Source organism: Psychrilyobacter atlanticus DSM 19335 (genome assembly GCF_000426625.1).
In the GTDB taxonomy this organism is placed as follows: Bacteria; Fusobacteriota; Fusobacteriia; order Fusobacteriales; family Fusobacteriaceae; genus Psychrilyobacter; species Psychrilyobacter atlanticus.
Map to the genome: position 1 here is coordinate 2,128,349 of NZ_KE384547.1, position 16,289 is coordinate 2,144,637.

The window sequence follows — 16,289 nt, forward strand, 5'->3', positions numbered from 1 at the left end:
GTAAAGATGCAGTTAGCAATAGGTTTAATTATATTTATAGCAACATTTTATTTAATAATAACAGAAAAGGTTCCAGGTCCCATAGCCACTCTTTTGGGTGGTCTTTCTATGGCACTTGTAGGAATCATAAATGAGCACGAAGCTCTCCATGCTATCGGCTCAAGACTAGAGATCATCCTCCTTCTGGTAGGAATGATGATAATAGTTCATTTTATCTCTGAGACAGGGGTATTTCAGTATCTAGCAGTAAAGGTAGCACAATTAGTAAAGGGGGAACCTTTTCCATTACTTGTACTCCTTGCAGTAATTACAGCTGTATGTTCAGCATTTTTAGATAATGTAACTACTATCCTACTCATGGCACCGGTATCTATCTTACTGGCAAATCAGTTAAAGGTAGACCCATTTGTATATATTATGACCCTTATAATGTCAGCCAACATAGGTGGATTAGCTACATTGATCGGTGACCCTACTCAGCTTATCATAGGTGCTGAGGGGAAGCTCGGTTTCAACGATTTCCTGGTTAATACAGCTCCAGTTGCCGTTATTTCACTGGTTGCACTTCTTATCACAGTTTATTTTATGTATGGTAGAAAGATGGTAGTCTCTAGAGATCTAAAAGCCAGAGTAATGGAACTCGATGCCTCTAGATCCCTAAAAGATATGAAATTACTTCAGGAATCAGCTACTATATTTGCTTTGGTAATTTTTGGATTTTTGATGAACAACTTCATCGATAAAGGATTAGCAATCATGGCACTTACTGGTGCAGTGGTATTAATCCTGATAACTAAAAGGGAACCTATAGAAGTTTTCAAACATGTAGAATGGGATACACTATTTTTCTTTATGGGATTATTCATGTTAATCCAGGGGATAGAAGCTACAGGAATAGTAGATCTTGTAGGAGATAAAGTTTTAGAGTTAGCAGATGGTCATCTACACTATGCTGCAGCTATGGTACTTTGGGTATCGGCTGCTTTTACATCTGTTATAGGAAATGTAGCCAATGCGGCTATGGTTTCTAAGATCATCCATTTTATGCTTCCTACTTTTTCAGAGGGAAATACCATGTCACTTTGGTGGGCACTATCTATGGGATCACTCCTAGGAGGAAACATCACCATCTTAGCATCAGCAACCAATGTAGTGGCTATAAACTCCGCCAATAAGGCAGGATGCAAGATAAGTTTTGGTAAATTTATGAAGTTCGGTATTATCATAGCTGTTCAAACTTTAGTCATAGCTAACATCTATCTATTCATTAAGTATTTTTAAAGAATAAAATATCAGAATAAAAAAAGCCACTGACAAATCTAATTGTCAGCGGCTTTTTTTTATACCATAGTTAAGATTACTTCTCGTAAAACTTTACATGCTGTTGCTGTAGAAGCTCCACTTGTATCGTAGTTAGGAGATAATTCTACTATATCTCCTCCTACAACATTTAATTTTTCAAATTCTTTTATTCCCTTTATAATCTCAGTGAAGGTAAGTCCTCCTGGCTCTGGTGTTCCAGTTCCAGAAAAAATAGAGGGATCCAGAATATCCAGATCAATAGTTATATATACTGGAACATCTTTTAATTTTTCCGTTATCTCAGCTAAGGTATCTATACCAAATTTTTCCATATAGGTATGATCTTTAGCCCACAAAAATTCTTCCTTGTTCCCAGATCTAATGCCGAATTGATAGATCTTCCCGTCTCCTAAAAGGTCCCAGCACCTTCTTAGTACCGATGCATGAGAAAATTTTTCTCCCATATAGTCATCCCTCAGGTCTGCATGAGCATCTAGATGAATAACATGAAGATCAGGATATTTCTCATGTACAGCCTTTATTGTTCCATAGGAAACCAGGTGTTCTCCTCCTACCATAAATGGAACTTTATCATCTTTTAATATTTTTTCTGCATATTTATATATGCTTTCTAAAGTACTCTTTGGATTTCCAAATGAAAACTCTAAATCTCCTCCATCGAAAACATTATAATTTTCTAAATCTTTTTCTAAATAAGGGCTGTAAGTTTCTAATCCGTAAGATTCTCTCCTCATTACTTCTGGAGCAAACCTGGTACCAGGTCGAAAAGATGTGGTTCCATCAAAGGGAGCACCAAACACTACTATTTTAGATTCGTGATATTCATTATCAAATCCAATAAAAGTAGAAATATTTTTATTTCTCAATCTCTAACATCTCCTTAACATAATTCGGTAGAGCAAAACAACCTCTGTGCAGCTCTGAATTATAATATCTAGTTTTTATATTTAATTTTTCCCATTCCTCTGGGTTATGATCCTTTATAGGGTCGAATTTTTTAGATGCAAATCCAAATAACCAGTGTCCTGAAGGATAAGTAGGCTGATGGAATTGATATACTTTGGCTATTGGAAAAGTATCCAATATTTTTCTATGAGCTTTCTGCATCTCTTTTGAAAACTTTTCAAAATATGGAGATTCATGCTGATTTATTAAGATTCCTTCCTCTCCTAATACTCTGAAGCAGTTGTTATAAAATTCTGTTGTAAATAACCCCTCTCCTACAGATATTGGGTCGGTAGAATCCACTAAAATCAAGTCATATTTTCCTGCTTCTGCCTCTTCTACAAATTTTAATCCATCTTCAAAATACATAGTTACTCTAGGATCCTCTAATTTTTCAGCTGTAACAGGTAAAAATTGTTGGGATAATCTTACTACCCTCTCATCTATTTCTACCATATCTATTTTTTCTATATTTTTATATCTAGTAAGTTCTCTTACAGTTCCACCGTCGCCAGCACCAATTACCAATACTTTTTTTACCTTTGGATTCGTTGCCATAGCTACATGGGTAATCATATCATGGTAGATAAATTCATCTTTTTCTGTGACCATCATAAGTCCGTCTAGAGTAAAAAACTTACCATATTCTTCCGAATCAAAAAAATCTATCTTTTGGAATTTACTCATCTCACTGTGAAGGTGTTCTTTTACCTTAATAGAGAATTTTGTATTCTCAGTCCAATTTTCTGTATACCATAAATCTAACATAACTTCCTCCTGATTTTAATTAATAATTAACTGATTCTTGATTATCTTCCGGTTTAAATGTTACCTTTCCCAGTTGTTCAGGATGGAATTTTCTGATCTTTTCCACCATACCTCTAGGGATTTCCATAGATTCACTTCTATCTGCTTCAAATACACTCTCTAAAAAATCAAAAGCTGTCCATGGATTTATCTTGTCTCCACATGTAAATACATCCACTGCTGCATATCCATATTCCGGCCAAGTATGGATAGCCAAGTGAGATTCAGAGATAATAACGGCTCCAGATACTCCGTAAGGATTAAAATGGTGAAATACCGAATTTACTATCGTAGCGTTGGCTATTTTAGCCGCCTTATTCATATGTTTTTCAACAAGTTCTGGACTCGCCAGTATCTCTTCATTACAGTTATAAAATTCTATCAAAATATGTCTTCCTAAAGTTTCTAACGTCATTTCTATTCTCCTTTTAAAATACTTATATTATTCAATGTTTTATCGTTCATCCCAGTAATAACAGCCTTCTGTTCCTTTAAAAAATATATATGGTCTATCAAATCTTTTGAAATCCTTTCTCCTTGAATCAGCAGTGGAATCCCTGGAGGGTATACCATAATGGACTCTCCGCTTACTTTACCTATTGCTTTTTCTAATGGAATACTTTCAGTTTCTGAATAGAAAGCATCCCTTGGAGACACTACTAGTTCCGGACTTTCAAGTTCATTAAAATCTATTGTTTTATTTGCCCCTTTGTGATCTTTCGCCATCTCTTTTAATGCATCTATAAGTTTTTGATAGTCTTCCCAAACATCTCCTATACTGGCTATTCCAAGTATATTATGGGTATCAGCTAACTCCATCTGGATATTATATTTTTCCCTCAGGATGTCATAACCTTCAAATCCAGTAAGTCCAAGACCATGGAGATTGATACCTATCTTAGTCTCATCAAAATCATAGAGTTTATCTGATAATATCGATTTAAAGCATCTTATCCCTGGAATGGAATTTAATTCCTCTCTAAATTTAGATATCATATCTAAAAGATTGGTAAAGATCTCCTCCCCTTCTGTAACCAAAATTTTTCTAGCTACATCTAAACTGGTCATTAAAAGATACGAAGCACTTGTAGTCTGGGTCAAATTCAGCATTTTCTTTACCCTTTGCTGATCTATAAATCCACTTTTTAAAAGAAGTACCGAACTTTGAGTCAGAGATCCTCCTGTTTTATGGATACTTATTGCAGACATGTCCGCCCCTAAAGCCATAGCATTTTTAGGGAAATTATCATGAAATGGAAAATGTGCCCCATGAGCCTCATCTACCAATACTACTATTTCTTTTTTATGACAGAACTTTATAATCTCCTCTAGGTCAGATACAGCCCCATAATATGTCGGATTTATTATAAATACTGCCTTAATATCCGGATCTTTTATCACAGCTTCTTTTATTTTTTCTATACTTACACCTAAACTTATTCCCAGAGTTTCATCTACTTCAGGGTCTATATAGACCGGAGTAGCTCCGCTTAGAATAAGTGCATTGATAGCACTTTTATGAACATTTCTAGGAAGGATTATTTTATCCCCGGGATTACAGGCACTCATAACCATTGTCTGTATCCCAGAAGTCGTCCCATTGACAAGAAAAAAAGCTTCATCTGCACTATAAGCTTGAGCCATCAATTGATGTGCTTCCCTTATTACCCCAGTTGGGTTATTTAATATATCCAGTTCCTTCATGGAATTGGTGTCTAATTCTATTATTTTATGACCTATATAATCTGAAAATTCATTTTGAAACCTTTTCTTATGTCCCGGAACATCAAAAGATACTATCTCTGTTTTATGATAGTTTTTTAATGCGTCGAAGAGTGGTGTCTTTTTTTGCATGATCCCTCCTATATTCAAAGTTTACTAATACTAAACCTTTTTTCTAAAAAAAATATTGTTCTTTCAAAAATTTGAAAGAGCAATATTTTATTATTTATTTTTCCCATAAATTAGAATTTAGAAACCTTATTTTTTTAACTTATTATGTTTTATATAACGCGTTTTAAAAAACAGTATTACTAAACTTTTTTCATTTAATTGTATAAAAAAAATAAAACTTTGTCAATTTTTTTTATAATGGATAAAAAAAGACCATAGATAACTCTGTTTATCTACGGTCCTTCTTATTTTATTTATTGAGTTAAAATTTCATTCCAAACTTCACTTTGAGGTGTCAATGCCTCACCTAAATCTTTCATGAGGTAAGCATCTTTTAGATCCTCTACATCATAAACAGGTTTAGTTTCTCTGATTTTATTTGCCCCTACATTTATAGAAGGAGTTTCTAAATAATCTACAATCTTTACATACACTTCCGGTCTATAGATATAATCTATAAATTTGTAGGCATTTTCAACATTTTTAGCTCCCTTTAGTATAACCATACTGTCGATATACATCTGAGCTCCCTTTTCTGGTATGAAAAATACCATATTTTCAGCCTGTTCATCGGTCATATGAGCTACTATATTTTCATAGTACCCGTGAACCACTAAATACTCACCATTTGTAAATCCTTTTCCAAAACTCTCGCTGTCAAATTTCAAGATATTTTCCTTCCATCCTAAGATGATTTTTTTAGCATCTGCCAAGTCTTGTGGATCAGAAGATTCTGGCGAATGTCCTGCAATGATTAATGCACTAGACATAACCTCTCTCATATCATCTAGAAGAGTCATCTTCCCTTTTAAATCTTCCCTGTTGTATATGTCAAATGACTTTTCAAAATTCTTTACATATTTTGTATTTACAGCTATCCCAGTTGCTCCTACAGAGTATGGGATGATATAGTCGTGATTTTTGTCAAAACTAATCTTAGATCCAATCTCTTCATTCAGTTCTTTTAGGTTTGAAATTTTAGATTTATCTATCTTTTCCAACATTCCTTGTTTCATCATGATCTCAGCATAGTCAGTAGATGGAACAGTTATATCGTAGCCATCCCCTCCAGCCTTTATCTTTGCATACATCTCTTCGTTAGAAGAATAATAATCCGTTATAACTTTTATACCTGTTTCATTTTCAAACTCAGTAATCACTTCATTTGGAATATAGTCTGACCAGTTAAATAAATATAACTCGTTTTTCTGCTCCTCTTTTCCACAACCTACCAAGGCTAATAACATTAAAATAAAAACAACACTTTTTTTCATTTTTCCCCTCCTTTTTTAATTTACCATATATTTTTGTATCTTCTTCGTTGACATAGCTAGTGCTATTGTTCCTGCAATCAGTATCACTGAAAGCGCATTTATAATCGGTGAAACTCCAAATTTAATCATTGAGTAGATATGTAGTGGCAGGGTAGAAGATCCCGGTCCTGCCACAAAAAACGTTATTACAAAGTCATCCAATGACAGGGTAATAGACATTAAAAGCCCAGATATTATCCCCGGCATAAGGTTCGGTAATATCACCTTGGTAAGAGCTTGTTTTTCAGTAGCCCCAAGATCATATGCCGCTTCCACTATAGAATAATCAAAATCATGTAACCTAGATAATACTATAAACAGCACAAAGGGAATATTAAATGTTGTATGGGCCAAAAATATAGTCATTAATCCCAATTTAAACTTTATACTAGTAAATAAAATTAATAATGATACACCCATTATTATATCCGGCAAAACTAAGGGTAGATAAGATATTACCTGAAGATATTTTTTATGTTTAAAGCTATACCACTGAAGCGATATTGCTCCTAAAGTTCCTATCGCTGTAGATATAACAGCGGAAGTTAAGGCAATTAAGATACTATATCTGAAGGATTTCCATAACCTTGCAGAGTGGTTGAATAATTCATCGTACCACTTGAGAGAAAACCCATCCCATGCTACTCCCTTACCTGAATTAAAGGATTGAACGATAAGAACTACCAAGGGAAGGTATAAAAATATTAAAGTTAATATAAACACATTCAGTGAAAATTTCTTTTTATTCATCTCTATGCTTTCCCTCCCTTATGACCCTTGTCATATTTTGATAAAACAACGATAAATATAACCGTTATTATCGTTAAAATTGTTGAAATAGCTGCAGCTTTGGGCCAGTTTCTAGTAATTGTAAGTTCCCTGGCTATGATATTTCCCAGCATTTGAGAGTCATTTCCTCCGACTAATTTTGGGATAGCATAAGATCCTAAGGCTGGTATAAATGTAAATAATGTAGCAGTTATGACCCCTGGTTTTATGTTGGGTAAAAACGTTTTAGTATAAGCCTTCATCTTACTGGCGCCTAAATCTCTCGCTGCATCAATTATTGCAAAATCAAATTTTTCTATGGCAGAATACAGGGGTAAAATAGCATACGGCAGATATGCATAAACACTTACCAATATTACTGCAAACTTATTATAGATAAACTGATGTGGTTCTAACCCCAATTTTATCAAAAGATTATTTAACAATCCGTTATTTCCAAGAAGAGCTATCCAGGAATAGATCCTTATTAAAAAATTTGTCCAAAATGGAATTATTATTAAAAACAATAAAAAGTTTTTATATTTAGATGTGGCTATATAAAGAGCCGTTGGTATAGCTATTAGGACTGTAATTACAGTTGCAATTACAGATATCTCCACTGTATTCCAAACTACTTTTAAAAAGTATGAACTGCTAAAAAAATTATATCCATCTGCAGAAAATATCCATTCCACCCCTCCATAGATCCCTTTTTTTAAAAAACTATAAACTATAACTATTAATGTAGGAGCCACAAATAATAAGGTTAGCCAAAGGGTTATAGGAGCTGAATAGACTAAACCGCTTCTTTTATTTTTCATCTACATCACCTCTAAGAGGAAACTGTCAGCTGAATCCCAAATAACATAGACCTCATCTTTCCAACGGATAGTTTCTGCATCTTCCTCAAAGAAATCTACATGTTGTTTAAATGCACTGAATAGTCTGTCTCCTACAGTTACAAAAAACTTACTTTGGAATCCCGAGTAGATAACCTCCTCGATCTTTCCTTTGAATATATTATCATTGTTATCTAAATATCTAGGTTTCGATTTAGATATCTTTACTTTTTCAGGCCTGATAGTTAATTTCACAGAATTTCCTACTATGACCTCCTTATCTAGTTCAAATTTTATCCTTCCATAATTCGGTGATTCCAGATATCCAAATTCTCCTTCTATCTCAACAACTTCACCCTCGATAAAATTGGTTTCACCGATAAAGTTAGCTATATATGCATTAGCCGGACTCTCATAGATCTCACTAGGAGTTCCTATCTGGAGGACCTCTCCATCTTTCATTACTGCAATCCTATCAGATACACTGAGTGCTTCCTGTTGATCATGGGTAACAAATACAAAGGTAATTCCTACCTCCTCATGGATATTATCTAACTCTATCAGCATATGCTGTCTGAGTTTTGCATCCAAGGCAGATAGCGGTTCATCCAAAAGCAGAACCTTTGGTTTGTTTATCAGTGCACGAGCTATGGCAACTCTTTGTTTTTGTCCCCCTGAAAGTTGAGATGAATATTTATTTGCGTGTTCAGACAGTTTCACCATCTCCAAATATTTTTTTACCTCTCTATCTATTTCTGCACCCTTTATTTTTTTTAACCTCAATGGGAATGCTATGTTCTCATAAATTGTCAGATGAGGAAATAGTGCATAAGTTTGAAATATTGTATTAACATCTCTCTTGTCCGGACTTAGATGGGTGATATCATCTTTTCCTAGATAGATTGCACCGCCATCAGCTTCTATAAATCCTGCTATCATCCTAAGAAGGGTAGTTTTACCACACCCAGATCCTCCTAAAATAGAAAAAAACTCTCCACCTTTAATTTCAAAACTAATTTTTTTTAATACTTCTACTCCGTCAAAAGACTTAGATATAGAATCAATTTTTATATTTCCTTGTTTCATAAAATCTCTCCTTGCTATATAAATTTTAACAGTATCAATTTCAGATAAAATAAACTTAATTCAACACATTAAGTTATTACTATTTTATGTTTTATATAATACGTTTACAAAAATAGTATTACTAAACATCTAGCGTTATATTTTATAAAAAAAACTATACTTTGTCAATTGATTTATTTCATATATCGAGCTATAATATTAAATAGATTTATAAATTTCAATAAATAATTTTAATAAATAAAAGGGAGTAAAAAATGGATATAGGCAAAAAAATTAAAAGACTGAGACAGGAAAAATTTCTCACTCAAGATGAGTTAGCTATGAGGTGTGAACTATCCAAAGGTTTTATATCCCAAGTAGAAAGAGATCTTACATCTCCATCTATAACTACCCTAATAGATATATTAGAGGGATTGGGCACCAACCTTCGAGATTTCTTTAATGAAGATGAGGATGAAAAAATCGTCTTTAAAAAGGAAGACGTCTTCGAGAATATCGATGAAGAATTAAAATATAAGATCGAGTGGATCGTTCCTAATGCACAAAAAAATCAAATGGAACCTATTCTTATAACTATAGAAGAAGGTGGAAGGTATAAGGAAGAACTCCCCCACGAAGGAGAGGAATTTGGGTATGTACTCAGCGGTACTGTCTTAATTCATTTGGGAGAAAAAACATACAAGGCCCGTAAAGGGGAGTCATTTTACTATAAATCTAGAAAAAATCACTACATTTCCAATGCAGGAAAAAATATAGTTAAAGTTCTATGGGTATCTAACCCGCCGGCATTTTAAAAAAAGGTATCAAAAGTACATTACTTTTGATACCTTTTTAGTTTTTTTAGAAAAATTATACCGACAAGACATTTAAAATCTGAATAGTAACTCCTAAATGCAATGCTTCTTCATCTATATCAAAACATTCATTGTGAGCCGATGCCGTTATACCTTTTTTTTCATTTTTTACTCCCAGATAAAAAAATACTCCTGGTATTTTTTCTAAATAATATCCAAAATCTTCTACACCCATATTAGCTTTTTCTTTTTCTATTACATTCTCTGCCCCTAAAATATCTGTGGCGTTTTTCTTGATTAACTCTACCATCTTATCATCATTAATAAGAGTTGAATATCCTCTTCCAACCTTTAATTTCCCCTTTCCACCCATGGAGACAGGTAGAGTATCCACCAAAATCTTTAATTTTTCTTTAACTAACTCTCTGATCTTAGGATCCAAAGTTCTTAAAGTTCCCGTTAATTTCACAGAATCCGCTATAATATTAGGTGCTGTACCTCCCTCTATCATCCCCACAGTCAATACTGCACTGTCTCTGGCATCTATTCGGCTGACTATTGATTGCATAGCTGTTATCAATTGAGCTGTTATCACAATTGCGTCTACCCCGTCTCCAGGATAAGCTCCATGAGCAGATTTCCCCTGAATTTCTATCTCTATGCTGTCCGAAGAAGCATTCATCTGCTTATACCTGTATTCCACGCTTCCTTTTTCTATCAGAGAACTCACATGTAATCCAAATATCGCGTCTACACCTTCTAAAACACCCTCTTTAATCATAGGTTCAGCTCCTCCTACAGTTTCTTCTGCAGGCTGAAATATAAATCTTACATTTACTCCTAATTCATCTTTTTGTTCACTGAGTATTTTAGCTACCCCCAAAAGGATAGTAGTATGGGCATCATGACCGCAGGCATGCATAACTCCAGAATTTTTAGATCTGTAAGAAACTTCATTTTTTTCCAAAATAGGCAGAGCATCGATATCAGCTCTAAGAGCTATAGTTTTAAATACATTTTTGCCCTTTATCTCACCTACTACCCCAGTCTTTGCCATCTTTTTATGCAATATCCCAAATTCATCTAAATATTCACAAATTTTTCGCTGGGTACGAAACTCCTGCATTCCCAACTCCGGATACATATGAAAGTCTCCCCTGACTTTGGAAAGCCAGGGAGATATCTCTTTGGCTAATTTTAAAATTTTATTGCTATCCATAAAAAATCACCTCCTAAAAAACATCTAACCCATATCACACGGATCAAATCTTATAATAACTCTCATTATCGCTGATAAAATCCAATTTTTTTAGACTAAGCTCACAAAGAAAAAATTAGATAACTCACTAAGTGGTTCTTTTCTTCTTACCGCGAATTGCGCGAATCTATAATCTAATTTTTATAAATTAAGAAAACCTATCAACACAGAGACTCACTGAGGGGTTATACGAGTATTAAAATTACTTATAACTAGAAGAAATTTTAAATGTATTATTAGAGTTTCACAGAGCTTTCTCTGTGTACTTTCTTTTTCTCCTCTGTGTATCTCCGTGTCCAAAGTTTTTTATCTTTTATTCTTGATTTGAACTTTTTTTGAATTTAAATTCTTTTTCTAGATGTTACCTTACTCTTTATTTCAAATAATAGATACTTTCCATAACTTTTTCTAATTTTTTAGATATCCCAGTACCGCTCATCCCATGATGATTTATTATTATAGAGAATGCCAGGAGATCTCCATCAACATTATACATATACCCTCCATAAGATTTTACTCCTGTAAGGGTTCCACTTTTCCCATGAAGATTATCCACTAAAACTGTCTTTTCTTGAAAATTTTTAAAGGTTCCACCCTTTCCAGGCTCAGCTAAAGAATTATAAAAACTGAAAAATTCATTAGATTTATTCATATATTTCAAGACCTCTACTACAGTATTAGGAGTCACTCCATCGTAACGGGATAACCCACTTCCATCATAGATATAAAGACCCCTTGTAGATATACGATTACTCCAGTATCCCTTCATTGTTTCAACGTTATCTACCTTTGTCTCTTTATTTTTTTCCCTTAACTTTTTCTCCACTTCTATCTTTAGGTGTTCTGCAAATAAATTTACACTGTACTTATTCATATAGCCTATGATCTCCTCCAACCTAGGAGAATATTGGGTATAAATAAGGTTCTTTTTATTTTTCGTTGTTTCAGCTCTATCCCTCAATCTGCTTCCATTATTTTCTATACCGCCCCTTTCTAAAGTTTCAGAAAATATTCTCCCCAAGGCAGAAGCCGGATCCTGCATCACTGTATTATATGAAATTATAGATCTATTCATAGTTCCCACTGCAATTATTTCATTGCTATAGGGAGGTACTACCAAGGTTATTTTAGATACTTTTTTATCATCTCCTACAACTCTATTAGTTACCACAGTATTAACCCATGATGGAGACACACTTGCCCTGATATTTTTACCTTCCTTTCTCATTGTCAGCCTGATACTGTTATCCAAAAAAGTAAGTCCGCTGGGTTTTGAAGCAAAGGTATACCTCAAATCCCCCCATTCCCAGGTTTGAGACAGAGTTATTTCTGGATAATAAGACTGATCAGCAACTATCTGCCCATTAATTTTTTTTATCCCCATAGTTTTTATTTTTTCTACCCAGATATTTAAAAATTCCAGTTGTTTCTTTTTTTCCTCCATCGTTACCCTTTCAGGATCTTTTGCAACCAGATATTTAGATCCCAGAGTAGGGTCTCCTCCTCCAATAATATAGATATTCCCATCTAGAGTCCCATCTGTTCTAATTTTCCCATCATAAGCTATAATAGTTTTAAATCTATAATCTGCCCCTAAAACTTCTAGTCCTACTCCTGTTGTCAACAACTTCATATTAGAAGCCGGTACCAGGGACTTGTCAGAATTTAATTCAAATAAAGTTTTATCAGTTTCTAAGTTCATAACCTTTATCCCTAAACTGGCATTTTCTATTTTTGGCAGTTCCCTAAAATCACTTATCACTGTTTCTGTCTTAGATCTTATTGGAACAGTGGGTACCTCGGCACTCCTACATGAAATTATAGACACCAAAATTATCAATACAATCAATTTTTTTAACACATTCTTCATCTTACCGCTCCCTCTAAACTTCTAATCGTTAACTTATCACAATCTATCTCTACCTCTATCCCCAATGGAAGAGTTACCATGGGTTTACAATGGCCCGATTTAAAATTATAAATTATAGGAATACCCAATCCCTTTAGTCTGTCCTCTAAGAGATCCATAAGGGGCATATCGTATTCTGATGCAGGAATACAATTGTTAAAATCTCCCAATATAATTCCATTTAACTGACCCAGTTTTCCCGAATTTAAAAGCTGGGTCAGAGCGCGATCAACCTTATACGTAGGTTCTCTGATCTCCTCTATAAACAATATTTTTCCTTTAAAATCAAGCTCATTGGGAGTCCCCATATCCCCCATAAGAGTCGTTAAGTTCCCCCCTGCCACAACTCCTGTAGCCTTTCCATCTATCATAGATTTTAATTCTGTTGGATTTATTATCTCTCTGCCACCAATATTTTCCAGACTTTCTACAAATGAATCCACCGTAAACTTTTCTATATCAAAAAAATTAGAAACAGCCATGGGCCCATGAAATGTAACCAAACCAGCTCTTTGGTTCAAAGCACTATGAAGTGTTGTAATATCGCTGTACCCTATAAATATCTTAGGATTTCTCTTTATCATCTCAATATCCAGTGCCTCCACAATTCTGATACTTCCATATCCCCCACGAAGACACATGAGTGCATCTACCTCAGGATCTTTGAAAAAATTATTTATATCCGATACTCTGCCTTTGTCTGTTCCTGCAAATGAATGCCAGGTATCAAAGATGTGCTTTCCTAATTTCACCCTGTATCCCAGGCTTTCTAACTTTTTTTTTGACCTAAGTACCTTCTCTTTAGAACCTGAATTAGCAGGAGCCACTATCCCTATGGTATCTCCCTTTTTTAAACTTTTCCCCTTTAACATCTCCAGCCTCCCCTGTGATAATAATAAAGCTTTACATTTTTTCAAAAATAGGTTATAATTCTTTTGAAATGTGTTAGCGACATTATGGTGTTTCTAATGCAGAGCCAGTAAACTTTCTCAAAAGGTTTACTGGCTCTTTCACTTTATATAGTTATTCCCCTCCATCTATTCGATGGAGGGGATTTTTTTATTTAGGAAATTACACCTGCAAATTGAATGCAATCTCACGCTATTTTTTATTCTTCCACAGGAAAATACTTTTCTAACTTTAAGTTTACATATTTCCCAGTATCTTCTAATTTAAATTCAGCTGAATATACCTTTTCATTTTTACCCTTTATCTTCTTTACAGGAATCGTTTCCCCTTTTATTAATTTTTTAGCCCTGGTTTTAGATATTTTTACCTCTATGGACTTGTATTTACTCTCCTTCCACAGAGTGAAGTTACACGGCGGGGTGTCTCTATACCCGACACATGAAAATCCCTTACTATTCTCATAGATGTTTTTACCACACCTGGGACAGACTCCGATTATCTCCCTTTCTGAATCATTGTATACCCTAGGTATCTCTATATTCTGACCAATAATTCTCTGTAGTTCCTCTGTGACTAGGTCGATAGTTTCCTGGATAGTGCTATTTCCCTTATACACTTTTTTCAGGAGTTTAGAAAACTCTACAGTCTTTGTTTTATATAGATCTATATTTAATTTATCCAATGTCTCAACTACTTTTTGTCCCAACGGTTCTAATGAAAAATTAGATCCCTTCTGGGATATATATTCATATTTTTTAGCATTTTCTATTATCCCTGTTCTTGTTGCCTCGGTACCTATCTCGATTCCCTTTAATATAGCCTTATACTCGTCTTCTTCGGTATCACTGTCCTTTCTGAATGGATTTTTTAAATGGGCTGCCAGTTCCCTTTCCGACACTTTCCTGGGAGGCTTAGTTTCCTTTAGTATTTTTTTGAACTCAACTTTGAAGGTATCTCCTACAATAAAATTAGGCAGTTTATTTTCAAAAGTTGCAGGTTCGTATTTGTAAAATCCTACCTGTACAACACTCTCTCCTGAAAGTTTAAATTTTTCATTTCCTACACCTATTGTTACTACAACCTTAGCTGTAATAGTTTCCTCAGCTAAAAAATTTGAGATAAAACGATTCAAGATAGTTTCATAGATTATTTTTTCCCGGCCGTTTAAATTGTTCTTAGGAAATTTCATAGTTGGAATTATTGCACTATGACTCTCCACCTTATCATCATCAAATATCTTTTTGGAATCTTTAAACTTTACATTGTGATCCTTTGAAAGTGCTTTAAGGAGCTGTTTAACTTTCCCCTTTTCATTCACAGCCAGGTATTCTGTATTTGTTCTGGGATATGTTATGTATCCATTCTCATATAATTTCTGAATTATTTCCAAAGATCCTTTAAAATCTATCTTATTTTTTTTTGAAAGCTGGGACTGTAATTTTGACAATGAAAACAATTTCCCCGGCTGTTTTTTAATCTCCTTATTTTCCTTGGATAAAACTTCCCCCTCACAGGAGTTTAATTCTTCACACTTTGAATCTGCTTTTTTCTCATCTTTTATGAGATATTTTGTGCTTTTAGACAGTTTAAATTTAACCTCATCCTTCTCACACTCACTCTCAAGCTGAATATATTTTTCCTTAACAAATTTCTCTATAGCTGTGTCCCTGTCATAGATAAATTTTAATACAGGTATTAATACCCTACCTACCGGCATTAATTGACCACTTTTCAAGGTGATATATCTGGTCAAATTTATACCAAAGAGCCAATCCATAACAGTTCTAGAATATCCCTCGAATGCTAATTTTATATATTCTCTGTCAGGTTTTATATTTTTAACTTCCTCTACGATGGTTTCCTTAGTTTGTTCCGGAAGCCATAACCTGTATACCTCTTTTTTTATCTTGGATTCCTTTATAATCCTGTCTATTATTATCTGTCCCTCTCTGTCTGCATCTCCGCAATTGATAATTCCTTCAACATCTTCCCTCTCCATAAGGTTTTTAAGAACTTTAAATTGTTCAGCTATTCCCTTGCTCTCCTTTAATTTAAATTTAAACTTCCGTGGTGTAAAGGGTAACTCGACCTCCTTCCACTTCATCTTCTTACCAAAATAATCATCCACATTTGATAGTTCGAACAGATGACCGAATGCCCAAGAAACAATATATTTCTCCCCTTCTATATACCCGTTCCCTCTTTTTTTTAGTCCCAATGCACTGGCTATATTTCTCCCTAAACTGGGTTTTTCCGCTATAATTAATTTTTTCATCGTTTACTCCTCTTGTTTGACTAACTAAGGTTTTCTTTTTTACTTTATACTCTTCATAACAAAGGTTTTCTCTTTTAATTTTAGAGTATTAGAAGGTTTAAATCAAGAAAAAAAGAAAATTGACCTTATCCTCTTAATATTGATATAATTTAATGATAAACAGGTAGTTA

The 16,289-nt window shown here is 34.1% G+C and carries 14 protein-coding genes; 2 read left to right on the top strand and 12 right to left on the bottom strand.

Annotated features, from left to right (window positions below; genetic code table 11):
- The first annotated feature begins 6 nt into the window (after positions 1-6).
- Complete coding sequence (locus K337_RS0110625) at positions 7-1,281, top strand: ArsB/NhaD family transporter (protein WP_028856592.1); 1,275 nt, start codon at positions 7-9, stop codon at positions 1,279-1,281.
- A 59-nt stretch (positions 1,282-1,340) separates the two neighbouring features.
- Here the strand turns inward: K337_RS0110625 and speB are convergent, their stop codons facing one another.
- The 8 genes from speB to K337_RS0110665 form a co-directional block, all read right to left on the bottom strand.
- Positions 1,341-2,189 carry an agmatinase gene (gene speB / locus K337_RS0110630; RefSeq protein WP_028856593.1) on the bottom strand — a complete coding sequence of 283 codons (849 nt, stop codon included), beginning with the start codon at positions 2,187-2,189 and terminating at the stop codon, positions 1,341-1,343.
- Positions 2,179-3,036: a polyamine aminopropyltransferase gene (gene speE, locus K337_RS0110635; RefSeq protein ID WP_028856594.1), complete on the bottom strand. Its 858-nt coding sequence runs from the start codon at positions 3,034-3,036 to the stop codon at positions 2,179-2,181. The genes speB and speE overlap by 11 nt, the downstream gene beginning before the upstream one ends.
- Positions 3,037-3,055: 19 nt before the next feature.
- Positions 3,056-3,490 carry an adenosylmethionine decarboxylase gene (gene speD, locus K337_RS0110640; protein WP_028856595.1) on the bottom strand — a complete coding sequence of 145 codons (435 nt, stop codon included), beginning with the start codon at positions 3,488-3,490 and terminating at the stop codon, positions 3,056-3,058.
- A gap of 2 nt (positions 3,491-3,492) precedes the next feature.
- Complete coding sequence (locus K337_RS0110645) at positions 3,493-4,929, bottom strand: aminotransferase class I/II-fold pyridoxal phosphate-dependent enzyme (RefSeq protein WP_028856596.1); 1,437 nt, start codon at positions 4,927-4,929, stop codon at positions 3,493-3,495.
- Positions 4,930-5,222: 293 nt separating this feature from the next.
- Positions 5,223-6,242, bottom strand: coding sequence for an extracellular solute-binding protein (locus K337_RS0110650; protein ID WP_028856597.1), 1,020 nt, complete (start codon positions 6,240-6,242; stop codon positions 5,223-5,225).
- A gap of 15 nt (positions 6,243-6,257) precedes the next feature.
- Positions 6,258-7,031 carry an ABC transporter permease gene (locus K337_RS0110655; RefSeq protein WP_028856598.1) on the bottom strand — a complete coding sequence of 258 codons (774 nt, stop codon included), beginning with the start codon at positions 7,029-7,031 and terminating at the stop codon, positions 6,258-6,260.
- A 2-nt stretch (positions 7,032-7,033) separates the two neighbouring features.
- Entirely contained in the window at positions 7,034-7,870 is an 837-nt protein-coding gene (locus tag K337_RS0110660; protein ID WP_028856599.1) for an ABC transporter permease, read from the bottom strand.
- Positions 7,871-8,974: an ABC transporter ATP-binding protein gene (locus K337_RS0110665; RefSeq protein WP_028856600.1), complete on the bottom strand. Its 1,104-nt coding sequence runs from the start codon at positions 8,972-8,974 to the stop codon at positions 7,871-7,873.
- Between the two features lie 254 nt (positions 8,975-9,228).
- Between K337_RS0110665 and K337_RS0110670 the strand changes: the two genes are divergently transcribed.
- Positions 9,229-9,768: a helix-turn-helix domain-containing protein gene (locus K337_RS0110670; RefSeq protein ID WP_028856601.1), complete on the top strand. Its 540-nt coding sequence runs from the start codon at positions 9,229-9,231 to the stop codon at positions 9,766-9,768.
- A gap of 55 nt (positions 9,769-9,823) precedes the next feature.
- Here the strand turns inward: K337_RS0110670 and K337_RS0110675 are convergent, their stop codons facing one another.
- The 4 genes from K337_RS0110675 to K337_RS0110690 all read right to left on the bottom strand — a co-directional run bounded on the left by K337_RS0110675 (position 9,824) and on the right by K337_RS0110690 (position 16,119).
- Positions 9,824-10,987: a M20 metallopeptidase family protein gene (locus tag K337_RS0110675; RefSeq protein WP_028856602.1), complete on the bottom strand. Its 1,164-nt coding sequence runs from the start codon at positions 10,985-10,987 to the stop codon at positions 9,824-9,826.
- Between the two features lie 412 nt (positions 10,988-11,399).
- Positions 11,400-12,896 carry a D-alanyl-D-alanine carboxypeptidase/D-alanyl-D-alanine endopeptidase gene (gene dacB, locus K337_RS0110680; RefSeq protein ID WP_028856603.1) on the bottom strand — a complete coding sequence of 499 codons (1,497 nt, stop codon included), beginning with the start codon at positions 12,894-12,896 and terminating at the stop codon, positions 11,400-11,402.
- Positions 12,893-13,807 (bottom strand): S66 peptidase family protein, encoded by a 915-nt coding sequence (locus K337_RS0110685; RefSeq protein ID WP_028856604.1) that lies wholly within the window; start codon positions 13,805-13,807, stop codon positions 12,893-12,895. Before K337_RS0110685 ends, dacB begins: the two co-directional genes overlap by 4 nt.
- A gap of 236 nt (positions 13,808-14,043) precedes the next feature.
- Positions 14,044-16,119, bottom strand: coding sequence for a DNA topoisomerase (locus tag K337_RS0110690; protein ID WP_028856605.1), 2,076 nt, complete (start codon positions 16,117-16,119; stop codon positions 14,044-14,046).
- Positions 16,120-16,289 lie beyond the last annotated feature (170 nt).